Below are 19,725 nucleotides of genomic sequence, written 5' to 3'. Positions count from 1 at the left end.
GGGTACCCACGACTGCCAGTACGCCCGGCACACGGAGCAGCATGTCGTAGAGGGGATCGGCCAGCCCCGTCACGTCCGTCGCCGTTTCGGCGACATGCCAGAGCTCATGCAGACGGCCTGACCACCATCCGTCATCCGCCTGACGTGATGCTCCGCCTTCGTGCTGCTCCACCGCTGATCCGCCGTCCCGTATCACCACTGTCGGCCCCGGCCCGTCACGGGAAACGCTATGCCACCCCACGACTGACCGCCTCCAGGCGCGGTCCCGGTGGCGCTTCGCGGGAAAACGCCGGAGACTGAGCGCCGCAGCCGTCGCTCGTGCCGCCCTCGCCGGTCACTCTGCCCGCACCACCCGCCCGGCCTGCGCACCTGCGGCGAAGATCGCCCCGGCCAGGCGCCCGGAGCAGTGCTACGGCCTCCGGGCACCCCCGAGCCGCTTCGCACCGTCCCCACATTTCCCAGGCGTCTCTGCGGCCCGGAAGGCGTGCCTCGGCCACCGGCTTCGCCCGGGGCAGCCCGGAGAACCTCCTGACGCGCCATCTCGGACGCGGTTCCGGTCGCAGGCACGGCCTGTGCGCTGAACGAGCAGTTCGACTTCCGGACGGAGCCGGAATCCACCCGTGGTTCGTTCGCCGGGCAGCGGTGGCCGTGACCCGGGCCCGCGGCATGGAACGGGCCCGGACGAATCGCGTCGTCCGGGCCCGCGGGGCACTGGTAAAGGCGGGCTCAGAACAGGCCCTTGTACCCCTGCCAGCCCGTGGCGATCTTCGTGCGGCCGCCGAAGGAGCCCTTGCCGTTGCCGTTGTTGCGCCAGGCGGTGCCGGTGGTGTCGCGGGAGACGATGTCGGCTCTGCCGTCGCCGGTGATGTCACCGACGCCCACGATCACGTTGTACGACGAGCCCCAGTTGTCGAAGACCTTCACGCGGCTCTTGAACTTGCCGGTCGCGGTGCCGTCGTAGCGCCACAGCTCGTTCGACCTGTCCTGCACCAGCAGGTCGCCGTGACCGTCGCCGTTGAGGTCGCCCGCGCCCAGGATCTTCTTGTAACCCGTCCACTTGGACGCGATCTTCACCCCGGCGGAGAGCTTGCCCGTGCTCGTCGCCTTGTAGAGGTAGACATCGCCGGTCGAGGCCCGGCGGGCGATCAGGTCGGCCCGGCCGTCACCGCTGATGTCCCCGGGCGAGGTCAGCACGTCGTACTGGTTCCAGCCCGTGCCCAGCGAGGTGTACGCGGTGGAAGGCGTCGCCACCGTCCCGCACGCGGGCCGGTAGGCGCGCAACGCGCCGCTGCTGAAACGGACGAGCACGTCGTTGCACCGGTCACCGCTCAGGTCGCCGAAGGGGACCGCCTTCACCGAGGTCGGCCACCCGGAGCCCGTTCGCTTCCCGGTGAACGTTCCCTTCCCCGTCCCGTACTGGTACGTCAGCCCGCCCGAGCCGTTCAGCGTCATCAGCTCGCCGAAGCCGTCCGCACCGACGAAGTCGCGGCGGGCCGCTGCGGCTCCGGTGACCTCGACCGTGCCCGTCCTCGTCAGCGCCGCGCCCTGCCCGTCCGCGGGGGTGACGGTCAGCTTCCAGGTATGGGTGCCGTTGGGGACCAGCCGGCCGGCGCCGTCCTTGCCGTTCCAGGCCGGGAGCACCACTCCGCGTGCCTGGCCGCCGGAGAGCGTGCGCACGGCCGCACCGGCCCTGTTGTTGATCACGAGCTTCCAGGAGGCCGCGGGCTTGTTCAGCCACCACTTCGGGCTCCACTGCGCGGCGCCGCCCTTGACGTCCACCGAGGCGGCGACGCCGGCGTCGCGCTGGACGAGGGCGGAGACGGGGACACCGCTGGAGGTCAGACGGATGGTGTTGTCGGAGCGGAGCTGGGCGATCACGCCCGTGTACGGGTCGACGTCCCAGGCGTTCCCCTCGAACTGCCCGGCGGTGTGCGACACGGGCGTCCCGCTGCGGACGTCGATCACCTTCAGCCGGTCGGCCTCGACCGTCGCGACAAAGCCGTCGCCGAGCTGCGCCTGCTGCCAGCCGGAGCCGGAGACGAGGGTCAGGTTCCGCTTGGTGACGGTGTCGTAGACACCCTGGCCCTCCGAGTTGAGCACGCAGTTCCACAGCAGCCACCGACCGACAGCCTGGAAGTCGTTCAGCAGACAGCCGCGCCCGAACCACACCGGCTCGCCCTGCCGCCCGGTCAGCAGGTCGACGGGGACCACGGAGTCGTTGCCGGACATCACCCACACGGTGGTGCCCCACATCGCGCGCACGGTCTCCTTCGTCGTGTACACCGTGCGCCCGGTGTCGAGGTCGACGATCCGGGTCTCCGCCGCGCCGGTGCTGTCGTACGGCCTGGCCAGGGCGGCGAAGCGGCCGTCCGCCGCGGTCGCGGTCAGATAGCTGCGGGAGCTGTCGATCCGGGTGCCGGGCAGCGACCGGGAGGCCCCGAGGAGCTGGGGCTGCTGGGCGGCGCTCGTGCCGTAGCCGGAGATGACCGTCCGGCCGTCGCCGGTGTCGATGAGACGCGGACGCCCCTCCGAGTAGTCCTCCTGCACGATGCGGCCGCGGGTGGTGCGTGCCCCCACCGTGGGGGCGCCGGCCACTCCGGTCTCACGGGTGTGGAGATACGACCAGTCACCCACGGGATCCTGCTCCACGGTGGTCAACCGCCCCTGGGAAAGGGTCAGCTGGGAGACAGTGCTGGCGGTCGCCCGGGGGTACGCGTCCGCGATCCGGCGCACGGTGACCCCGCCGCCCCCGGCGGCCTCGATGAGAGAGACGCCCCAGTGGTCCGGGTCGGCGCCGCCCGCGACCAGCAGCCCGCCGCCCGGAGTCGGCATGGCCTGCCGCGAGGTCCTGGCCAGCAGCGTCCGAGGCGCGGAGCCGTCGAGAGGGACGGCCTCGACCCGCGAGACCGCGCGACCGGTGTCGTAGCGGCCCAGGGAGGAGTCGTACCGGGACACGATCACGGTGTCCCCGACCAGGCCCAGTACCTGCGCGACGTCGCCGACCGCAACGGTCCGCACGACGGCCGCCGGGTCCTGGCGGGAGGCGACGTGCAGGGTGCCGTCGTAGAACCACACCAGGTGGGTGGCGCTGAGCGCGACCAGGTAGTGCCACGACTGCACGGTGTACGGCAGGGCGGTGAAGCGCCCCTGCTCGACGTCGAGCCAGCCGGTGACTTCGTCGTCGCCCTTTCGGTACCGCACCACCTGGCCGTGCGCGTCGCCCAGCCCTGCGGCGGACCACAGGTAGACGCCGGCGGGGACGCCTTCCACCGTGCGGTCGGTGACGGAGCCGTCGGCCCGGACGTCCAGCAGGTGCCACACGGAGCTGGTACCCGGGGCTCCCGCCGTCGTGACGACCGTCGAGCCGAGGGTGCTGAAGTACGAGTGACCGTCGGGGAGCGCGACCGTGTCGACCTGGCCGGACGTCATGTTCCGCAGCGTCACGGTCCGGGCGGAGCTGTCGTGGCGGGCGACGACGTCCGAGCCCGCGCCGGCACTCGTGACGCCGTACACGTCCGTGCCCGAGGCGTCGACGACCGTGTCGACACCGTCGTACGTCGTCCAGAGCCGGCCCCGCCCCTCCTCGTACCGGAGGAACCCCGAGGGACCCGCACTCAGCAGGCCCGTCCGGGGAACCATGGCCGTCGTGGCCGGCACGACAACTTCTCCGGCGACTGTCTCCCCGTACGCGCTGCCGGCCGAGAGCGGGCCGAGCCCGAGGGCGAGCGTGAAGGAAACAGTGGCGGCGGTGGCGCCTCGTACGAGCGCACGTCTGCCCATGCAGGACCTCTCCAGGGACGGTAGTCGAAGGCTTGGAGAGACTTGTGCGTACGCCGTTGAGCCGCAGATCATGGACGCGCGGCACCTATGACGTTCAGCCATCCCCCCAGGCGAGTGGCCGGACTTTAGCACTTTACCTGTGCATGACCTACGGCCCGGGGGGTGCGCGGTGACGACTGATCACGCGCACTTCGACAAGACCCATGTCCCTGAGCCATGTCCCTGACCCGGGTCCCGGTCATGGAGCGGGTGGCGAGAACCGAACTCGCCCTCTGAGCGCGGGCATGCACCGGAAGTCGCGATGCGCCTGCTTCGCCATCCGTCGCTGCGGCTGCCCGAGTACGTCCGGCGACAGAACGCGATTCTGGACGGCGCCGATCCGCCCGGTTGCCCGGCTTGCGGGGATGAAGGACCGCGCGTGCTGAGCTCGACCGGGCACGGCTGGATCGAGCTGTGCCGTGGGTGCTGGCGCCATGTCCGTGCGGGCAGCGGCACCGGTTCGTCCCGGAGGCCCCGTTCAGCTGGAAAGGGATCTGGCAGCGGGAGCACATGAGCGATGACGGCACGCCCGACCCGCATCGGCCTGCGGGCTGTTCCGTAACCCCTGGCGGGCGCGCGACGACGGCTACGGCACCTCGCCGCGTTGCCGGAACGCCCGAATACATCCGGGATGCGGACGACCCTCCGCCTTGCGATGCACCGCATCCGACGCCGCGCGCTGATCCACCACGGATCACGGACAGCCCTTGACCGGTTGGATGCGCACGGGCCTTGAGCGGGGCTGATCAGCCGGGTGGCGCGCGCTCTTCGGATCGTTGCCCGCCGCGCAGGTGATCGCCGCCCGGCGCTCCTCGTGGCGAAGAGAAATCGCTGACGCTGCCGAGAGGCCGCCGGCCGGTCACCACACGTCGACGGACCAGACGTCGCCCCTGTGACGTCCGTCCGGATCCGGGTCGCCCGACCCGTACGGGGCAGGGGCAGCGACGACATGGATACGGGCGGCGGAAGCGGATACGCGGTAGCAGTCCATGTCACTCGACGTGTTGTGCTTGTCGAGTTCGACCGTGCGGCCCAGGGCCAGGACGACAGCCTGAAGTTCCCTGAAGGGGACTCTGGGCGCGAATTCCCCGTACTCCCGCGAGAGCGGGGACGGCACGGTGTCCGGGGACTGGTCGTACAGCAGTCGTTGGATCTTCACGCCGAAGCCGAAGCACGACATCCGGCCTGGCCGCCCCGGCCGGTCCGGCGAGAAGTTGATTTCCACGAGCCCGTAGTCCCGCCGCAGTAGACCACCACCGGGAACATCGAGGCATGCCGCCCCCAGGGCGGCCTCCCAGGCTTCCGGGTCGGCACCGAGGCCAACTCCCAGGACCTCACCGCAAACGGCGACGTGAGCGTAGAAGTCCAAAGCGGGCACTCGCCAACTCCCTGAGCTATCCGGCAGGACACCACTCGCTGATTTCCGCACGGGACAAGCGGATCAGCGCCCAGTACTCGGTGATCGTACAGAGCAGCCAGTCATGGCAGTCGCCGGGTGAGTTCTTCGCCTCGTCGAAGTCGAACTCCCAGGCGGGACGTGTCTTTCGGATCGGCCGTGGTCTTCCCGAACATCCTGGCAGAAACGGGCTGCGTTCCCGATGGCCGTCAACTGAGCGGGAGCCCGGGCGCTTTTGACCTCGACGACTTCAAGAACCTCAGCGCGCTTCCGACCGCTCTGGCTGGGCAGGGATGGGGCATGAGTGGCGGGGTGCTGGGCACATCCGTCGAGGTCCGCACCGATGGGGATGCCGGCGGATATGCCGGTGTGCACGCACGCTCACGATCAGTGGGAGCAATCCTGCGCGGAGAACTCCGAGACGGTGCGCCCGTGCTGTTCTCAAGACCGGCCCCCTCCACGTAGCCGCCGGTGAGCGCGAGGGGGGACAACTGCCGCTTTCGGGCGTCAGGGACGCAGGGATCCGCGGCGGACGCCCCGCATGCGGGCGCCGGTCAGCACGGTCCCGTCGGTCTTCGCCGAGATGAGGACAGCGTCCGTCAGGTCGGCGTCGGTGAGGTCGGTGCCGGTGAGGTCGGCGCCGACGAGCCTCGCGCCGCGCAGGGAAGCTCCGCAGGCGACGGCACCGGCCAGGCGGGCGCGGGAGAGGATGGAGTCGTCGGCACGAGCCCTCGTCAGGTCGGCGTCGCCGAGGTCGCAGAGGCCGGCGTTCACCCGGGTGAGTGCGGCTCCCGCCAGGCTCGCATCGCGCAGGTCGGCACCGGTCAGGAAGGCGTCGGTGAGGTCGCAGCCGGTGAGGGTGGCGCCACGCAGGTCCGCATAGCCGAGGTGGACGCCTGCCAGGTCCAGACCCGAGAGATTCGCACCGGCCAGTGGGATGCCGCTCAGGTCGTTCTCGGTGCCCCACGGCTGCGTCCATGAGCGCACCATCGCGCGCCAGTCGCCGGTGTTCCTGGTCAGGGCGGACCGGAGCCCGACCAGGAAGGGCGCGTTCTCAGGCTGAGCCCATCGCCTCCGCAACTCGGTTGCGTGGCTCTCTTCGTCCGGGATGCCGGGTGGAGTGGTCATGCGGCTGGCCTTCCGTCCCTGTTGTCACTGTTGTTTGATCCGGTGCAGGAAGTCCTTTACACGGCCCAGGTGGTAGACCGTTTTGTCGTGCTTCTTGAGGAGACTTCGAGTCCTCGATCGGTCAGCCCCTCTGGCAGTCGTTCCACCTCCTTCCAGAGGACCTTACGGACGTTCTCCGTCCTTGCTGTGCCCGAGTGAGGTCCTTGATGTGATCGAGTGGTGTTCCATCCGCCTTCCGTGCCACCAGCTCATCCGTAGCCTCCCGTCGTGCCGTCGAGCAGCGATTGTGGTTGCGCTCGGAGTTGATGCGGCCAATGGGTCACGGGGAGCGGATGCACCGGCTGGAGTACCCCTCGACGTGAACCTCACCGCTCACTACCGCGCCTGGCACGTGCTCACCCCCGGCATGATCGAACGCCGCTGGGGCCGGATCGTGGACATCGGCAGTGTCAACGCCCGCGCCGGCCGAACGAACCTCGCGTACAGCACTGCGAAGGCAGGGATGCTGGGACTGACCCGCTCCCTCGCCCGTGAACCGGGCCCGTGCGGAATCTGCGTGAACACCGTCATGCCCGGTGCCATCCAGATCGAGGCCGAGAACACCCTCCCCGCCCGGCACCGTGCGCGGCCGGAAGATCAGATCAGGCGCCAGTGTGTCCCGCGCCGTGGTCGGCCCGACGATGTCGCAGCCTTGGTGGCGTTTCTCGCGGGCCCCTCCGCCTCGTTCATCACGGGGCAGTCCGTCCACGTCGACGGTGGCTGGCTGCTGCACTGAGATCACCAACAAGCAAGGAGACAAACCGAAATGATGGAACGAGTCCGCGCCGTCCTCGTCACCGCAGACGACACGATGCTGGTCATCCGCCGCACCCGGCCCGGCATCCCCGAGTACTGGGTCCTGCCCGGTGGCGGCGTCGAACCCAGCGACGAGTCCCGGGAGGCGGCCCTCCATCGGGAGATCCACGAGGAGATTGCGGGGAAGGCCGACATCATCCGCCTCCTCCACACGATGGAGTCCGACGACGAGCGGCAGATCTTCTACTTCGCCCGCATCGCGACCTGGTCCTTCGACGACCGCACCGGTCCCGAGTTCAGCGCCGCAGGCCGTGGTGAATACGCGCTGGAGGAGGTTCCGCTGACCATGGAGGGGCTCGACGGCATCGACCTGAAGCCCGAGGAGATCGCCCACGTCCTGCGGGGAGCCATCAGGGCCGGAAGCCTCGGAGTCGAGTCGTCGCTCTGATCGGAGCGGCCCGGGCAGCAAAGAACCCCCGGGCCGATGGCCTGGGGCCTTTATATGGAGCGGGTGACGAGAATCGAACTCGCAGTCCGATCTTGGGAATCAACGGTTCTCGAACGACCGTATTGTCTATGACCTGCATGTTTGGTCGAGACGTGCGCGGTTGGAGTGGTCTCCGGGCGCCGTACATGAACGCTGTTGTCCTCCCCGCTGGGCACGGATGGGGCACGGGTGGCGACAGTGCACCAGAACCTGTTGAGGTTCATGCCCCGGGGTGGCCTGGAGGGTCAGAGAGGGATGATGCGGACCTGGCTGCCGCAGAGCTTGGTCATGTAGTCGCTGTCGGAGTTCAGCAGGGCGACGGGTTTCGGCTGGCGGAGCGCGACCTCGGCGACCGTGGCGTCGATGGCGTACTTGTGTCCGTGCAGTCCGGCGCCCTTGATGCGGGACAGGGCCCAGTTCAGGCGAGCCGTGTTGGTACGGGAGTGGCTGACTTCCACGATGGTGTTCGCCCCGATCACGAGATCGGCTCCCATGTCGTGGAAGACCTGCAGCATCGCGAGAAGCTTGCGGTCCTGCGCGATCCAGGCGGAGAGGCCCTCCGAGTCCAGGACGAGGGTATCGATGCGCTCGCTCACGCGGCGTCCGCGCCCCTGGAGGAGCCGCCGCCAAAGATCATCGAGCGAGCCTCGGCGCGCTCCTCATGCCGGCAGGATCTCGGGGAGGAGGTCGGTCAGCACCCGCCCGTCGCCGGGCGTCAAGGACCGTCCGCGCTCCACGACTTCACGGAACATGGGAGGGATGTCCTGGGCGCTCAGTCCTGCAGTGCCCGTCTCCTGCAGGAGCGCCCTCATTCGAGCGTTGTTGCGCACGTCCGGTCCTTGCCGAGCGGTGTCAGCGAGCAGGGCCCCGCTCCGCCGACCACACCGTGGACTTCTGGAGCGTAGGGCCGTCGACCCGGACCGCGCCCGCTGTGTATGCGGCCCAGAGGAGTTCCTGGCAGCCAAAGAAGGATTCTCCCCAGCTGTCCACCCAGATGTGGACGCGGGACGGTCCGGCCGGTGTGGCATCCCACCACTCCCAGCCTCGGGAGTCCTCGTCGGGGTCGAAGCGGTACAGCCAGTCCTGCATCTCCCACGGCCGGCCTCCCCCCGTGTGCTCCACGTATCCCTCGTGGCCGGCCCTGGCGAACTGCGGGGCGCGTTCCTCGTCCCCGGAACTGACAGCCGCGAACCAGACCGGAACATCGTCGACCGGCAGGCTCTCCTGCTCGAAATCCGCAGTGGCTCCCAATCGAACAGCAGGAGAAAGGATCGAACGCAGACGCTGCTCGTACGCTGCGGCGTCGCCGGAGACATCGACGACGAAGAGAGAGAGGACGGGCGGAGCGGATTCGACACCCGGGCGGCCCCGGAGTCGCTGGAATTCTGCCGCCAGGCTGTCGCTGCTGTGCATCATTTGAGGATGTTCACCCTTCTTGGACCACGCGTCCAGATCCGGGGACAATAGCATCCCTCAGTCCGTCGAGCATTTTATCTGGAATTCCGTAGAGATGTGGACCCTTTGTTGGGTCCGAAATCTCGGGATACTCCTTGAGGAGTGCCTTCCATTCCTGTCGGGTGAACGCGGAACCGTCCGGGTGGTCGGCCTTGTTTTGTGGAAGCGCGTTCTCGTGAATGGAATCTCGATAGGACTTCGGGATGTCGTACGAAACGATCTGTCCGCTGTCGGAACGAAATTCCACGGTATGTTTCATGTCCCCGCTCATATTGAGGTAGAGCTTGCCGTGACCGGTAATCGTCACCTCACCGTTCTCGCCGATATGAACGCGCTGGCTCAGCGGATGGTCCGTCTGTTTGCGGTAGACCGTCACCGTTTCGTCCGGGCACTCGACGGGCGCGAGCCCGAGAGGGTCGGCCGCCGTGTGCGGGTTGTTGACGTAGGTCGCGGGATTCGGGGCGGGCGCGAGCCCGAGGGGGTCTGGCGTCAGATAACGGGCGGTCTCCGGGTCGTAATGGCGGAAATAATTGTAGTGCAGACCGGTTTCCGGATCGAAGTACTGACCGGGGAAGCGCAACGGTGTATACGCGGTGGATGTGCGTGACCAGGTGGTGGTGCCCCACAGCGTGGTGCGAGTGTGCCAGGCGATACCGCCGGACTCGTCGATGAGTTCGGTGGGCGTGCCGACGAGGTCGGTGACGATGGCGAAGAAGCGCTGGTCGACTTCCTCCTGAGAGGGGTCGGATGTAGTGATGCGCTCGGTCTGGGCGAGCGGGCGCATCCCGGAGTGGTCCCAGGTGAGGATGACCGGGTGCGGGAGGTCGGCGGAGGTGGTGGTCTCTTCGCAGAGAGTGCTGCCGTCCCACGTGAAGCTCACCTGCTCGGCCACGGTGACACCGTCTGGAGCGATCCGCTGCTTCGCGGTCCGGCGGCCGAGCGGATCGTAGAGGTAGCGCCACCGGGCGCCGTCCGGTGTGGTGACGGCCGTGAGGCGGTCCTCGGCGTCCCAGGTGAAGCGCCAGGTTTCGGGCTTGCGGGAGAGCCTGGTCTTTTGGCGCAGGGTGATGCGGCCGGCGGTGTCGTGCTCGTAACGGACGTTGCCTGCGCGGGTTATGCGGGTCCCAGCGTACGTGCGCGGACCGATTGCCTCCTGACCGGGCATGGACGCGGGCCACGAGGCCGCGGTCTGGTTGCCCGCCTCGTCGTAGGCGTACGTCTCGCTCCAACTGTTCGCGTGGACCGCGGTGACGCGACCGGCCAGGTCGAGGTCGAAACGGCGGGGCCCGGAGAGTTCGTCATCGATGCCGGTCAGCATTCCGTCGGCGCGATAACTGTACGTGCGGCGATTGAGGCTGCGCCCGCCGGACGAGGTCTCCTGTCCGGCGACGCGTCCGGCAGTGTCCCACTCGGTCGTGAACGTGAGCATCTCGTCGAACCGACGCGTCAGTTCGCGGCCGTTGGCGTCGCGGTCGAAGTCCATATCGTGCCCACCACTGGTTTGCCGCACGAGGTTCCCGGCCGTGTCGTACGTGTAGGTGGTGACCTGCCCGGTGGGGGTCACCCGGCGGGTGCGACGGCCCAAGGCGTCGTAGGCGTACGTGGTGACCCGTCCGTCGGCCAGCTCTGTCTTGACCCGCCCACCACGGTCGTACTGATAGCTGAGTTTCCCGTCCGGACCGGACGCGTCGAGCAGTTGGCCGCCAGAGGTGTAGGCGTAACTGGTGGTCCGGCCGGCTGCGACCTTGCGGGTCACCCGGCCACCGATGTCGCGTTCGTAGTGGATGGTCTCGCCCGTCGGCGTGGTGCGGCGGATCACCTGGCCAAGGGGGTCGAGTCCGTAGCGGAGCGTGCGCCCGTCGAAGTCGGTCTCGGCGATCACCAGGCCTGCGGAATCGTACTCGTAACTCCAGGTCAGGCCCTGAGGGTTGGTCACCCGCGTCAGGCGCAGCTCGGCGTCGTGGTCGAACGTGTAGCGACACCCGTCCGGGCCGGTTCGCGCCGTGAGAAGGTCGAAGTGGGTGTACTCGTAGTGGGTCGTGCGGCCCGAGAGGTCGCTGTGGGTGAGGCAGTTGCCCTCGCCGTCCCAGGCCCACGATTCGGCGGCGCCGTCGGGCGCGATCCGGCGGGAGAGCAGACCGTCGGCGTTCCACTCGTAGCAGGTGACCGCTCCCAGGGCGTCCGTGACGCTCAGGAGGCGCCCGCAGACGTCGCGCCGGTAGCGGGTGGTGCCGCCGAGCGGGTTGGTCACTTCCAGCGGCAGACCGGCCCGGTCGCAGCGCACGGTCGTCACCTCGCCGACGGCGTCGATGACGGTGTGGGGGCGGCCGTGTGCGTCGTAGGTGTAGCGCGTGGTCTGCCCCGCGGGGTCGGTGAGAGAGGTTCGGTTGCCGCGGTCGTCGAATGCCTGCTGCCATCGGGCACCGCCGGAAGCGGTGATTTCCGTCGCTTGGCCCGAGGAGTCGCGTTCGGCGCGGATCGTGCTCCCATCGGGGCGGGTGAGGGTGGAGAGCCGGCCATCCTCGTCATAGGAGAGGAGGGTTGTCCGCCCCAGCGCGTCCGTGCGGCTGAGCCGGTTGCCTCGGGCGTCGTAGGTGAAGCGGGTGGTGTGGCCGAGCGGGTCGGTGGTCGCGAGGATGCGGCTGCCCGTGCCGATGAAGTGGCGGGTGGTGCGGCCCTCAGCGGTGGTCAAGGTGGTGGTGCGGTGGCCCGTCGACGGGTCGGGTTCGCTGTAGCCGAGGGTGACGTGGAAATGCCCGGCCTCGCCGCCCTCGGAGGTCACCCGGTGCCGGTCGTCGTACGTGTAGGCATAGCCGCAACCGTTGGAGTCGACCCAGCCGGTCACCCTGCGGTGGTCGTCGTACGTGAAGGTGAGAGTGGCGCCGGAGGGCTTGGTGATCCCAGTGAGATTGCCATCCGTGTAGCCGTAGGCCATGACGGGCCAGGCTGGTCGGCCGTCCGTCCCATCGTCCGGCCCGGTGAGCGCCAGAGCGGTGACGCGGCCGTCGGTCGTCGTCAGCTTCAGGTGGTAGCCGGCCGAGTGAACCAGGGCCTGGGGTGTGCCGTCGTCGGTGCGGTCGAAGGTGATGGTGTTGTCGTTGCGGTCGGTGATCTCGCCGAGCCAGGCGTCGCCGTCTTCTCCCGGTTCTGCCCCGTGCGGGGCGTCGAAGTGGCGTATGAGACCGGTGTCGGGGTCGGTGAGCGTGTAGTCACCGTTCTCCTCGCGGCTGAGGGCGCTGCGTGAGGTGCCGGTCTCGGGGCGGGTGGGGAGGCCGGGGACGGGGTGGGGGTAGGTGATGAGGAGGCCGTCGTCGGTGACGTGGATGACGCCGTTGGCGTCGATTTCGAGGTGTTCGTCGACGGTGGAGGACCAGGAGGGGCCGAAGAAGCGGCCTGCGGTGTAGCCGGACTCGACGCGACGGGTGAAGACGAGCGGCAGGACGCCGGGCAGGACCACATCGGTCTGGGGCAGGAACATGCGGCCGGAGGCGAGGTCGACCGGGTCGGTGCCCTTCGTGGTGCGTTCCTCGGGGGCCCGGTTGTGGGTGCCTTCGGGGGCGTCGTCGATGAGGCGGCGTGCTTTGTTCGCGTCCTGGGCGAGGTCGGCGAGTTCCTTCGCGGTCCGGGCTCCCTTGACCGCGGCGCCTCCGCCGCCGGTCGCGGCGGTGAGGACCAGGTCGGGGACGAGGCGGCCGAGTCCTTCGGCGGGGTCCTTCATGAACTCGGTGACCATCTGCCTGCCGGTGCCCCAGGGGTCGTTGGCGACCTGGACGAGTCCGGCGGCGGTGTTGTTCAGCGCGAGGGCGTACTCGGCGGGGTGGGTGAGGTTGTACGGGTCCATCGGGTTGACGGTGCGCACGAAGTTGAGGAGCCCGGCCGTGCCCTTGGCGACCCCGCCGACGAAGTGCGTGTTCATGATCTGGGTCTCGGCGAGCCCGTCCATGGCCTGCTCGGCGTAGCTCGGCTTCGTCGGCGCGGCGTCCCGCGCTGCGGCCACCGCGGTGCGGGCCGTCTCGGCTGCGGTGTTGCGCTGTGTGCGGGCTTCCGCCAGCAACTGCTGGGCTTCCTCCATACGCGCCTTGCCGGGGTCGGTGAACTCACCGGGCCTGGGCGGCAGCGTGGACGGGTCGCGTTTGTCGGAGGGCAGGGCGTTGTACGTGTCGACGGCCTTGTTGAACGTGTCGCACTTTGCCTTGTGTGCGTCCATTGCCTCCTCGGAGGCTTTGGTGCCGGCCTTCCACTTGTCGATAGCCAACTGGGCCTGTCCCTGCGCCCATTCGACCGTTCCGGCGAACGACTCCAGCGCGCCTGCGGCCTTCTCGAAGGCGTCGGATGCCTTGAACCACTTCGGTGGCTCGATGGAGACCGAGTCCCGGAACGCGTCAGCCGTCTTCCCCTTGAGCGTGGAGGCGTCCAGCCCCTTGAGCCCGCCCCCGACGTTGTCGAGAGCACCTTGCAGGTTCTTCAGGTGCGTGGCGGTCGAGCGGATTTCGGAGGGGCTTCCGTAGACCAGCTTCTTCTTGTCCTCGGTCTGCCCGAGGTCCATCTCCTCGACCTCGGCGCCCATCCGGTTGGCCACCGAACGCGATTGTTCACGCACCCAGTCAGCGCCGGAGTCCCAGCCCACGTCCTCCAGCCGGTCGGCCGTCCAGTCCCCGGCGTCCTCGACCCGGTCACCGACCCACTTCGTGCCGTCCTCCACGGCATCTTCGATGAAATCCGGTGTCAGGTCGCTGACAAGATCCCCGAGTCCCATGGATCAGTTCCCCCCGTTGTCCTGCTGCTGTTGGCGGGCCCGCTCCTCCGGGGAGGGCCCGAACGTCTCGTCGACCTGCCGGTCGAAGGCTTCCTGGTCGATGCCGAGCAGGTCGTTCAGCTGGTCTGCCTGCCGGCCGCCGTTCCCCTCGGTCACCAGGGCCCGCCCGGTGTCCTTCCACGTCTGCCCGGCCTCGTCCGCCGTTCGCTGGAACGACTCCGGGCTGTAGTCCGGGCTCAGGTAGTCCGGGGTGAGGACGTCCCCCCAACCCTGCTTGACGATGTCGGCCTCGGACGCGTTCGGATTACCCACACCCGCGTTGACCACGATCTTCAACGTGCCCTCGATGTACTGGTCCTCCTCCCACAGGACCCCGGCCGACAGGCCCAGCTTCGCCGCGATGGCGTTGGCGTCCTGGACCAGAGCCCGGACCCCCCACTCCCACCGCTCGCAGAAGTCCTCGAACGTCACCGACAACCCGTAATGCCCGGCCTCCATACCGGTCATCGACAGATCCGACACCCCCTTGCCCAGGACCGCCCCGGTTCCGGTGCCGATCTCCTTCAGCTCGGCCACCGCCGCCCTCAGACCACTGGTGATCTTCTTGACGCTCGCCGGATCTATGTTCAGATCACCCGCACCGCCGCCGCTCATCGACCCTGCCCTTCGCCGTGGCCCGGTGCGTCAGCCGAAGCCTGCGCGGCCGCGTCCTCCCGGTCGACGGAGCCGGCATCCTCCCGGTCGACGGAGGCGCCATCCGGAACGATGCCCGTCACCGGCGGGAAGAACATGGAGCCGTCGGGGTCGGCGATGTTCACCGCGACTCCGGCCGGCACCCCCATCGCCGGTACGACTTCGTCCAGCAGGCGCGCGCCACGTAGCTCCGCGAACTCCCACGACCGCCCGGCACCCCCGGCACCGTCGAGTGCGTTCCGCGCCTGCGCGAACCGGGCCAGGGCGGCTTCGTCGGTGAACCCGCACACCCAGCGCACCCCGCCGAACGCCGCGGTCCACAGCCCGCCACCGTCCAACGGCACGAGCACCAACGCCCGCCGGAACTCCCCCAGCAGCGCCCGCGGGTCACCCACCCCGGCCCGCTGATCCGCTATCCGCTCCGCCAGCGCCGTCCCCGCAGCCATGCCGTCCCCCTTCACGTCCCACCACGTACTGCCCCGGGGCCCGGCCCCGGTCTCCACACCGTAGGACACCACGCTCGGCATGAACCTGCGGTTCCGCCGACCCGTGGGCCTGCGACGTCAGGCGGGGGCGGTGCCGGGTCACCGACCTGATCAGGCCGAACAGACCTGTCACGGCAGACGCAGCGAGGCCCGAACAACAAAGAAGCCCCCGGCCGTTGGCCTGGGGCTTTTTCGTGGAGCCGGTGACGAGAGTCGAACTCGCGCTCTGAGCTTGGTAATCGCTGATCGCGTGAGAGCGGCTGAGGCGCTGACCTGGTGAAACGACCCCATCTTGGGTGAGCTGAGTAGTGTCAGAGTGGCTCGTGGTGACCGCTGTTGACCGGTCATTCCGGTGCCAATCTGGTGCGCTACGGCTCGTCCTGGACGGGCCTGGGAGGGAGGGGCGGTCGTGGACGTCGTGGAACTGATGGAGTGGTTGGCCGAGCGAGGATGCTCGGTGGTCTTCAAGGCTGATGGTGAGCGCGGACAGGGACGGCGTTGGATGGTGATCGTCTCCGGCGGCGCTCTCGGGCCGGAGGGGTTCTTCAGGACTGACCTGTCGTCCGCCGAGGCGTGCCTTGAAGCCACACTCGAGCACTTGGCGAGCCGGCAGGTTTCACCCTTCACCTGAGCTTGGGAATCACCGGTGCTAGGACTGGTGCAGTCGCCCTGACCTGCATGTTTGACCGGTCCAGACGAGGTCGGCGAGGCCTCTGGGAGACGTACTCGACCGCTGCTGTCCGCTCCGAAGGGCACGGATGGGGCACGAGAGCCGGCAGTGCGACGCGTGCTCCGAGCGGGCCGACTGGTCAGAGGGAGACGACGCGGACTTGGTTGCCGCAGAGCTTGGTCATGTCATCGCTGTCGGAGGTCAGCAGGGCGACGCGTTTCGGCTGGCGGAGCGCGACCTCGGCGACCGTGGCGTCGATGGCGTACTTGTGCCCGTGCAGTCCGGTGCCCTTGAGGAGCTCAGCCGCCGCTTTCGCCGCCTGCTCGGTGACGGGCTCCACCTTGACACGGGACAGGGCCCAGTTGAGGCGTGGCATGTTGGTGCGGGAGTGGGCGACTTCCACGATGGTGTTGGCCCCGATCACCAGGTCGGCTCCCATGTCGTGGAAGACCTGCAGCATGGCGAGGAGCTTGCGGTCCTGCGCGACCCAGGCGGACAGTCCTTCCGAGTCCAGGACGACGGTCTCGATGCGCTCGCTCACGCGGCGTCCGCGTCTTTGGAAGAGCCGGCGGAGCCGAAGATCCTCGCGCGGGCCTCGGCGAGCTCCTCGTCGCTGAAGCCTCCATGCTCTTCCTCGTGGCGGCGGAGGTCGTCGCCCAGAAGCTGGTGCCTGATCTGGCGGGCCACGGCTTCCGCCACATAGCCGGAGACGTTGTCCGTGAGCTTGCGGAGCTCCGCCACCTGGTCGCTGGGGAGCGTGACGGTGATGCGAGTCGTGGAGGACATGAACCCAGCATACTGGAGTATGCGCGCACCGTCTGGGCTTCTGCTCCCGATGCTGCACGCCGAGAGGGCAGGGTCCGGACGGTGAACAGGGTTACTGCAAGAGCGCGGTCTCGGCACGAGGGGCTGCGTGGGTCTCGGGTCCGCCCGGCTGACGTCTCCGGGTCCGCCACTCTCGGTCAACCAACTCAGTGCGTCGATCACGCGGACGATCACGACGATCCCAAGGTACGGCCACGCACTCGCATGCCTGCATTGAGTGGGATTCGGGCCGGGGCGCGGACGGTCAGTCGGCCGCGCTGTGTGCGCCGAGGGGGGAGCGGTGCCGGTCCACGATTCCCTCGACAACTTTCATCAGGCGGTCTCCCGTCTGATCGATGCTTCCGTTCTGTGTGCTGACCTGGGCTCCTTCGAGTGCGAAGGTGATCTCGGCCGCGGCCTGTCCGGGGTCGCGCATCTGCGCTTCGGTGCACATGCCGATCAGTCTGCGGGTCTGGCGGGCCTTGTGGTCCTCGATCACTTGCCGTGCCGGATGAAGGCGGTCGGGAAGCTCGGCGAGGGAGTTGATGAACGGGCAACCCCTGTATGAGATCGCCGACAGCCCCTCGGCGATGAATCGGGCCAGGCCCAGAATCTGCTCCTCGGGGCGGTCGGGATATTCGGCTTCCACCCGGTCGAACGCCGCCTGATAGTCCGCGGCGACGATCCGCAGCCACTCCGCGACCAGCGCGTCCTTGGTCTCGAAGTGCCGGTAGATCGCCATTTTGGTGGTCTCGGCCTTGTCGGCGATCGCCTGGACTCCCACCAGCCGGATCCCTTCTCTCTCGAAGAGCTCTTCGGCGGCGTCGAGAATGCGCTCACGAGGCGGCAGCTTCGCCACTCTGCTCGGCCTGCTGAGGGTCGATGCCATGACTACTCCGGTCGATCGCGCGGTTCAGACCCTCGCCACGGTACCAGTCGGACCCACCCGATACCGTTGGGTATCGTTCGGTACTCGTCAGTATCTTTCTTGGTGGGGAGTGACAGTGAAAGCTTCTGAGTACGTGAGTTTCGACGCGGTCGGGCTGGCGGAGCTGGTGGCCGAGGGTGAGGTACTCCCCGCCGAGTTGGAGGCAGTCGCACGCCAAGCTGTGCAGGCAGTTGATCCGCAGATCAACGCCGTCGTGGAGACCTGGCTGACCGACGACGAACCTGCCCCTGGCAGCACACCACTGGCCGGCGTCCCCTTTCTGATCAAAGACATCGCGGTGGCCATGGCCGGGAGGCGGATGGAGCTGGGAAGCCGCCTGGCGGCCGGTAACGTCGTCGGCGCCGACTCCTCGCTGATGCGGCGCTTCCGGCGCGCGGGCCTCGTGACGTTCGGGCGCACCGCGACACCGGAGATGGCTTATGGCATCTCGACGGAATCCGCGTTGTACGGCGTGACCCGTAACCCGTGGGATTTGGAGCGCAGTGCAGGCGGGTCCAGTGGGGGCGCTGCCGCCGCTGTCGCCGCCGGGGTGGTTCCGGTCGCCCATGGCACCGATGCCGCCGGATCGCTCCGTATCCCCGCCGCCTACAACGGCCTCTTCGGGATCAAGCCGACCCGTGGCCGGGTGTCCATGGGGCCCGACGCCGACGAGGTGTTCAGCGGCCTGGCCGTCCACGGCAGCGTCAGCCGCACCGTACGCGACAGTGCGGTACTGCTCGACCAGATACGCGGCCCGGAATCGGGCGACCCCTACTTCGCCCCGCAGCCGTCGCGGCCGTACGCGGAGGAAGTCACCCGTCATCCGGGCTCGTTGCGCATCGGTGTTCTCGCTCAGGCATGGGGCGGACGCCGCACCACCGCACCGGTGACCGACGCCCTCTCCCGCACCGTGCGGTTGCTTGAATTCCTTGGTCATCAGGTAACGGAGGTTGAGGTCGGCCTCGGCGTCGGCTGGGAGGAATTCGTCCTGGCCAACGCCCGACTCATGACGGTGAACCTCACCACCCTGGTCGACGGGCTGGCCGCCGCCTTCGGCCGCCCCATCGACTCCTCGACCCTTGAACCGGCGACCCTCGCCGGCTACCACTACGGGCATCGGGTCGGCGGCGCGCAGTTCCACACCGCTCTCGCGATGCGGAACCGGGTGGCCCGAAGCCTGGCGCGGTACTTCGACGAGTACGACATCCTCCTCACGCCAACCCTGCCGGAGCCTCCCGTGTCTCTCGGCACTCACACGGAGGGTGCGGAGGCACTGGACGGCCTCGGCTGGATCGAGCGCATCAATGACCTGTCGCCGTTCACCATGCCGTTCAACGTGGCAGGCACACCCGCCATATCCGTACCCGTGACGGCCGACGCCGGGACGGGGCTCCCGGTCGGCATGCAGTTCGCCGCCGGATATGGCCTCGAAGGCCGGCTCTTCCGCCTCGCCGGACAACTCGAACAGGCAAGTCCGTGGTCAGGCCGAATTCCCACGGTATGGGCAGGGAGTTATTCAGCCCGCTGAAGAATGCTCCCATCACGCTGCAGAGGGACATCGACGGATTGCTGCCGGTCGTAGGACCGAAAACTCTCGTGACCCGAGGGAGGGGTGCCCTCAGATGCGGCTCCTGCCGCGATCAGGAAACCCGATCTGGGCTTCCCCGCGGTGGCTGGCGGGCGCCGAGGGCACGCGTGCAGGGCGAAGGAAGGGCCATTCGCCACCCGGCGTGCCCAGACGGCGAGTTGTCCAGCGCCGTACATGAGAGCCCCGAGGAGGGCACGCGGCCCACACGGCGTCTAGGAAACGACGAACCCCCAGGCCGTTGACCTGAGGGTTCGTGGGAAGAGCGGGTGACGAGAATCGAACTCGCGCTCTGAGCTTGGGAATCACCGGCGCCTACGGTTGCCCCGTGCGCCCTGACCTGCTGATACGTCACTCCGCAGGTGCTCCTGGTGTGGTCTCGCGGGCCCCGTGTTCACCGCTGTTGGCCGTCGGGCTGGGCATGGATGGGGCATGAGTGGCGGGGTGCTGCGGATATCCGTCGGGGTGCGCACCGATGGGCATGCCAGCGGGGATGCCAGTGCGCGCGCACGCTCACGATCAGGGGGAGCACTTCTGCGTGGAGAACTCCGAGAAGGTGCGCCCGTGCTGCTCTCAAGGACCGGGCCTCCTCCATGTAGCCGCAGATGAGCGCGAGGGGGACAACCGCAGCTTTCGGGCGTCAGGGACGCAGGGATCCGCGGCGGACGCCCCGCATGCGGGCGCCGGTCAGCACGGTCCCGTCGGTCTTCGCCGAGATGAGGAC

Annotated in this window: 17 protein-coding genes; 4 read left to right on the top strand and 13 right to left on the bottom strand. The window is 68.5% G+C overall.

What is annotated here, in order from left to right; translation table 11 throughout:
- Positions 1 to 726: 726 nt before the first annotated feature.
- From ABT025_RS05750 to ABT025_RS05735, 4 genes are all read right to left on the bottom strand, one after another.
- Positions 727 to 3,780: an FG-GAP-like repeat-containing protein gene (locus ABT025_RS05750; RefSeq protein ID WP_350990249.1), complete on the bottom strand. Its 3,054-nt coding sequence runs from the start codon at positions 3,778 to 3,780 to the stop codon at positions 727 to 729.
- Positions 3,781 to 4,678: 898 nt separating this feature from the next.
- On the bottom strand, positions 4,679 to 5,197 hold the full coding sequence (locus tag ABT025_RS05745; protein ID WP_350990247.1) for a hypothetical protein: 519 nt from the start codon (positions 5,195 to 5,197) through the stop codon (positions 4,679 to 4,681).
- Positions 5,198 to 5,722: 525 nt separating this feature from the next.
- Positions 5,723 to 6,343: a pentapeptide repeat-containing protein gene (locus ABT025_RS05740; protein ID WP_350990245.1), complete on the bottom strand. Its 621-nt coding sequence runs from the start codon at positions 6,341 to 6,343 to the stop codon at positions 5,723 to 5,725.
- A 121-nt stretch (positions 6,344 to 6,464) separates the two neighbouring features.
- The gene (locus ABT025_RS05735) at positions 6,465 to 6,587 is read right to left on the bottom strand and encodes a hypothetical protein (RefSeq protein WP_502971890.1); all 123 of its coding nucleotides are present in this window, start codon (positions 6,585 to 6,587) and stop codon (positions 6,465 to 6,467) included.
- A gap of 114 nt (positions 6,588 to 6,701) precedes the next feature.
- On the opposite strand from ABT025_RS05735, the gene ABT025_RS05730 reads away from it, so the two are divergent.
- Positions 6,702 to 7,118, top strand: a complete 417-nt coding sequence (locus ABT025_RS05730; RefSeq protein WP_350990240.1) for an SDR family oxidoreductase — start codon at positions 6,702 to 6,704, stop codon at positions 7,116 to 7,118.
- A gap of 30 nt (positions 7,119 to 7,148) precedes the next feature.
- Complete coding sequence (locus ABT025_RS05725; RefSeq protein WP_350990238.1) at positions 7,149 to 7,586, top strand: NUDIX hydrolase; 438 nt, start codon at positions 7,149 to 7,151, stop codon at positions 7,584 to 7,586.
- A 284-nt stretch (positions 7,587 to 7,870) separates the two neighbouring features.
- Here the strand turns inward: ABT025_RS05725 and ABT025_RS05720 are convergent, their stop codons facing one another.
- The 6 genes from ABT025_RS05720 to ABT025_RS05695 all read right to left on the bottom strand — a co-directional run bounded on the left by ABT025_RS05720 (position 7,871) and on the right by ABT025_RS05695 (position 14,975).
- A complete protein-coding gene (locus ABT025_RS05720; RefSeq protein WP_350990236.1) occupies positions 7,871 to 8,221 on the bottom strand; it encodes a DNA-binding protein in 351 nt (116 codons plus the stop codon).
- Between the two features lie 63 nt (positions 8,222 to 8,284).
- Complete coding sequence (locus tag ABT025_RS05715) at positions 8,285 to 8,455, bottom strand: hypothetical protein (RefSeq protein ID WP_350990234.1); 171 nt, start codon at positions 8,453 to 8,455, stop codon at positions 8,285 to 8,287.
- 22 nt (positions 8,456 to 8,477) lie between these two features.
- Positions 8,478 to 9,041: a hypothetical protein gene (locus ABT025_RS05710; RefSeq protein ID WP_350990232.1), complete on the bottom strand. Its 564-nt coding sequence runs from the start codon at positions 9,039 to 9,041 to the stop codon at positions 8,478 to 8,480.
- A gap of 10 nt (positions 9,042 to 9,051) precedes the next feature.
- On the bottom strand, positions 9,052 to 13,836 hold the full coding sequence (locus ABT025_RS05705) for a putative T7SS-secreted protein (protein WP_350990230.1): 4,785 nt from the start codon (positions 13,834 to 13,836) through the stop codon (positions 9,052 to 9,054).
- A 3-nt stretch (positions 13,837 to 13,839) separates the two neighbouring features.
- Positions 13,840 to 14,490 carry a hypothetical protein gene (locus ABT025_RS05700; RefSeq protein ID WP_350990228.1) on the bottom strand — a complete coding sequence of 217 codons (651 nt, stop codon included), beginning with the start codon at positions 14,488 to 14,490 and terminating at the stop codon, positions 13,840 to 13,842.
- Complete coding sequence (locus ABT025_RS05695; RefSeq protein ID WP_350990536.1) at positions 14,487 to 14,975, bottom strand: hypothetical protein; 489 nt, start codon at positions 14,973 to 14,975, stop codon at positions 14,487 to 14,489. Before ABT025_RS05695 ends, ABT025_RS05700 begins: the two co-directional genes overlap by 4 nt.
- 448 nt (positions 14,976 to 15,423) lie before the next feature.
- Here ABT025_RS05695 and ABT025_RS05690 point away from each other — a divergent pair, with 448 nt between their 5' ends.
- Entirely contained in the window at positions 15,424 to 15,645 is a 222-nt protein-coding gene (locus tag ABT025_RS05690; RefSeq protein ID WP_350990226.1) for a hypothetical protein, read from the top strand.
- A gap of 178 nt (positions 15,646 to 15,823) precedes the next feature.
- Here the strand turns inward: ABT025_RS05690 and ABT025_RS05685 are convergent, their stop codons facing one another.
- The 3 genes from ABT025_RS05685 to ABT025_RS05675 all read right to left on the bottom strand — a co-directional run bounded on the left by ABT025_RS05685 (position 15,824) and on the right by ABT025_RS05675 (position 17,377).
- Positions 15,824 to 16,225, bottom strand: coding sequence for a PIN domain-containing protein (locus tag ABT025_RS05685; RefSeq protein ID WP_350990224.1), 402 nt, complete (start codon positions 16,223 to 16,225; stop codon positions 15,824 to 15,826).
- Positions 16,222 to 16,470, bottom strand: a complete 249-nt coding sequence (locus ABT025_RS05680; RefSeq protein ID WP_073787485.1) for a type II toxin-antitoxin system CcdA family antitoxin — start codon at positions 16,468 to 16,470, stop codon at positions 16,222 to 16,224. The genes ABT025_RS05685 and ABT025_RS05680 overlap by 4 nt, the downstream gene beginning before the upstream one ends.
- A 283-nt stretch (positions 16,471 to 16,753) precedes the next feature.
- Positions 16,754 to 17,377, bottom strand: a complete 624-nt coding sequence (locus ABT025_RS05675; RefSeq protein ID WP_124277770.1) for a TetR/AcrR family transcriptional regulator — start codon at positions 17,375 to 17,377, stop codon at positions 16,754 to 16,756.
- A 115-nt stretch (positions 17,378 to 17,492) separates the two neighbouring features.
- On the opposite strand from ABT025_RS05675, the gene ABT025_RS05670 reads away from it, so the two are divergent.
- The gene (locus ABT025_RS05670) at positions 17,493 to 18,944 is read left to right on the top strand and encodes an amidase (protein ID WP_350990534.1); all 1,452 of its coding nucleotides are present in this window, start codon (positions 17,493 to 17,495) and stop codon (positions 18,942 to 18,944) included.
- Positions 18,945 to 19,725 lie beyond the last annotated feature (781 nt).

This window comes from Streptomyces sp. NPDC002809, assembly GCF_040295435.1.
Lineage (GTDB): Bacteria > Actinomycetota > Actinomycetes > Streptomycetales > Streptomycetaceae > Streptomyces.
This window is presented reverse-complemented; position numbering and strand designations above follow the sequence as displayed.

What these genes read in the sequence shown, in the direction of transcription:
- ABT025_RS05750 (WP_350990249.1), bottom strand. Translation starts at nt 3,780, where the DNA reads ATGGGCAGACGTGCGCTCGTACGAGGCGCCACCGCCGCCACTGTTTCC.
- ABT025_RS05740 (WP_350990245.1), bottom strand. Translation starts at nt 6,343, where the DNA reads ATGACCACTCCACCCGGCATCCCGGACGAAGAGAGCCACGCAACCGAG.
- ABT025_RS05725 (WP_350990238.1), top strand. Translation starts at nt 7,149, where the DNA reads ATGATGGAACGAGTCCGCGCCGTCCTCGTCACCGCAGACGACACGATG.
- ABT025_RS05710 (WP_350990232.1), bottom strand. Translation starts at nt 9,041, where the DNA reads ATGATGCACAGCAGCGACAGCCTGGCGGCAGAATTCCAGCGACTCCGG.
- ABT025_RS05705 (WP_350990230.1), bottom strand. Translation starts at nt 13,836, where the DNA reads ATGGGACTCGGGGATCTTGTCAGCGACCTGACACCGGATTTCATCGAA.
- ABT025_RS05700 (WP_350990228.1), bottom strand. Translation starts at nt 14,490, where the DNA reads ATGAGCGGCGGCGGTGCGGGTGATCTGAACATAGATCCGGCGAGCGTC.
- ABT025_RS05695 (WP_350990536.1), bottom strand. Translation starts at nt 14,975, where the DNA reads ATGGCTGCGGGGACGGCGCTGGCGGAGCGGATAGCGGATCAGCGGGCC.
- ABT025_RS05680 (WP_073787485.1), bottom strand. Translation starts at nt 16,470, where the DNA reads ATGTCCTCCACGACTCGCATCACCGTCACGCTCCCCAGCGACCAGGTG.
- ABT025_RS05675 (WP_124277770.1), bottom strand. Translation starts at nt 17,377, where the DNA reads ATGGCATCGACCCTCAGCAGGCCGAGCAGAGTGGCGAAGCTGCCGCCT.